Annotated in this window: 4 protein-coding genes; all 4 read right to left on the reverse strand. The window is 56.7% G+C overall.

The genetic code is table 11. The features are described from left to right. Positions 1-125 (reverse strand): DnaJ domain-containing protein (locus tag ACXJ7R_RS31135; RefSeq protein WP_457155159.1); only part of this gene is annotated, 125 nt, incomplete at its 3' end. A gap of 788 nt (positions 126-913) precedes the next feature. Next, positions 914-1,264 (reverse strand): hypothetical protein, encoded by a 351-nt coding sequence (locus ACXJ7R_RS31140; RefSeq protein ID WP_457155156.1) that lies wholly within the window; start codon positions 1,262-1,264, stop codon positions 914-916. A gap of 132 nt (positions 1,265-1,396) precedes the next feature. Then, entirely contained in the window at positions 1,397-1,546 is a 150-nt protein-coding gene (locus ACXJ7R_RS31145) for a hypothetical protein (RefSeq protein WP_457155157.1), read from the reverse strand. An 80-nt stretch (positions 1,547-1,626) separates the two neighbouring features. Next, entirely contained in the window at positions 1,627-1,911 is a 285-nt protein-coding gene (locus tag ACXJ7R_RS31150; RefSeq protein ID WP_457155158.1) for a hypothetical protein, read from the reverse strand. Positions 1,912-2,003: the final 92 nt, after the last annotated feature.

Here is a 2,003-nt window from a genome sequence, read left to right on the forward strand (position 1 = left end):
GATTCGTCCCCGGTATCCCGGTTGTCGGGATGGTAGCGCATGGCAAAATAACGAAATATCCGTTCTATCGTTTCCGAGTTGGCGTTCGGACTGATTTCCAAAAGTTCATAGTAATCAACGAACAAATCGGTGCTCCCACGACATCGTTGTCAGGCAATGCATTGGTCTTAATAAGACAAAGGGCCTGGCCGCGAAAGAGTTGCGATCACAGGCCCTTGTCGTCGGGTTCATTTCGAAGAGTGCGCCTGTTACCGCACTGTCGCAAGCTGGACCATGGTCCGTGGACCTGAGATGGTAAATGCAGCGTCAAAATGCCTGACATAACCAGTCAGCGGCGGCGCGAGCCTTGTTTAGATGCCGCGATCGCCAGCCAAAGCGCGTCGCATTTGAACGTATTCAGGCGACGCGTTTGGGTCTCTGTGTTGTGCATTTCGTTTATCCCAAAACCGGGCCACTTTTGGGCACATGCACTAGCCGCGCGGTCTAGCCTTCGGCCCTGGCCTGCTTTCCGACGGGTTTGCGGTCAATCTGGCGGATCGCCTGTCTCTCAGCCACAAGGTTGTCTTTTTTCTTGCCAGCAGCTCATCGCGATCGCCTTCCGCGCCATGCTTCGCGGCAATCGCATAGTCGGCCCTGTTCGTTCGATAATCGTCCTTTTGCACAGACATTGCTTCCTCCCGTGCAGCGGGCGTTTTTCCCCTTGGCCCGCGCAGGACTAGCTAAATGCCGGTGCACCGCGCGAGTCTACAAATTGGGGATTGTATTAAAATGATACAGGCCGCCGTCGCGCCTGCCTCTCGTTGTTTTTGATGGCGTCTGCCTGGCTCGGTGCCCCCTTGGAGCCTGCAAGATGGAGCCTGCAAGCAAACCTGGACGCGAGCCACTCCGACAAATCCAACCCGCCGTGAACGGCTCAGTCCACGATGATCTGTCCCTCGACATCTCCGTCGATGCTCATCCCACTCATGCGGTGATGCCAAAAGAGGCACCGGGCCGAATGATGGACAAATGTGCCGTGGTCGTCCCGCGTCGCGTACTCAATCCTTGCTTCACGGGCGGCGAAATCTTCTTCGGCATGCAGGAGCCGATAGCCGTCAAATAGGCGAACAGACCTGACTGTCCTGACTGCCGAAGCGGTCCTGAGTGCCGACATCATCCTGATGGCCGAATCGCACGACGGCATCATGCCCCAGCGCTCGCCATCGGCGTGTGCAGACAGAGCGGCCGTTGCTGCCAATAGCTCTGCCAGGCAAACGCGCTTCATCGCCTCGCCTTTCGCCAGCCCACTGCCAGCGCTTCATGCCATCGCTTCGTGAGGTGCTTTCGCCAACGGTCAGCCTGATTGGCGCCGGATGATGGTGGGCCTTGCCCAAGTTCCCTTGAGAGCTTGCGATTTTTACGCGGTCTGAATCTGTTCGGGAGGCGTCCCGCCCGACATTGCAATCAACCGTGCACCGGCAAAGGCGGCCAGAATTGTGAACACCGCAGTGACGTTTAGGAACGCAAGAACGATCCCGCTCTGGTCATAGCAACTGGCGAATTCCATGACATTTCACCCCTTGAAACCACCCTGCATGATGACTCCAGTTCAGGCGAAAAACAAGCTACCGCTAATGGAGGAGTGGCTCAGTCTGAAATAACCGGAATGATCAGCACGCCGAGGACTTCGATGAGGGGGATTACCACGTAGATAGCAACGAAGCCGGCAATCCACATCCCGATCTTGACCAGCCAGGACGAATGAAGGGTCGCCTTCCAAGCGAAAAATGCGCTCGCGACGCCCAAACCCAATGCGAGAATGCCAATGACCGGAGACCGCGTCATTGGCAGCATTAGGTCACCAAAAAGTAGAAAGATCGCGCTAATGAAGATTAGCTGGGCCGCGAGCCCAAATAGAAACGCGCGTTTCACGCGGCCCTCCCGGTGCTACCTTTTATCGGCATCAGGCGACGGCTTTCGCTTGTAAGGGCCGCAGCCCCAGCTTCGGCGCAACTGCATTCATC

This window comes from Mesorhizobium sp. P5_C1, assembly GCF_054049815.1.

Coding starts and splice junctions, on each gene's coding strand:
- ACXJ7R_RS31145 (WP_457155157.1), bottom strand. CDS start 1,546: ATGGAATTCGCCAGTTGCTATGACCAGAGCGGGATCGTTCTTGCGTTC.
- ACXJ7R_RS31140 (WP_457155156.1), bottom strand. CDS start 1,264: ATGAAGCGCGTTTGCCTGGCAGAGCTATTGGCAGCAACGGCCGCTCTG.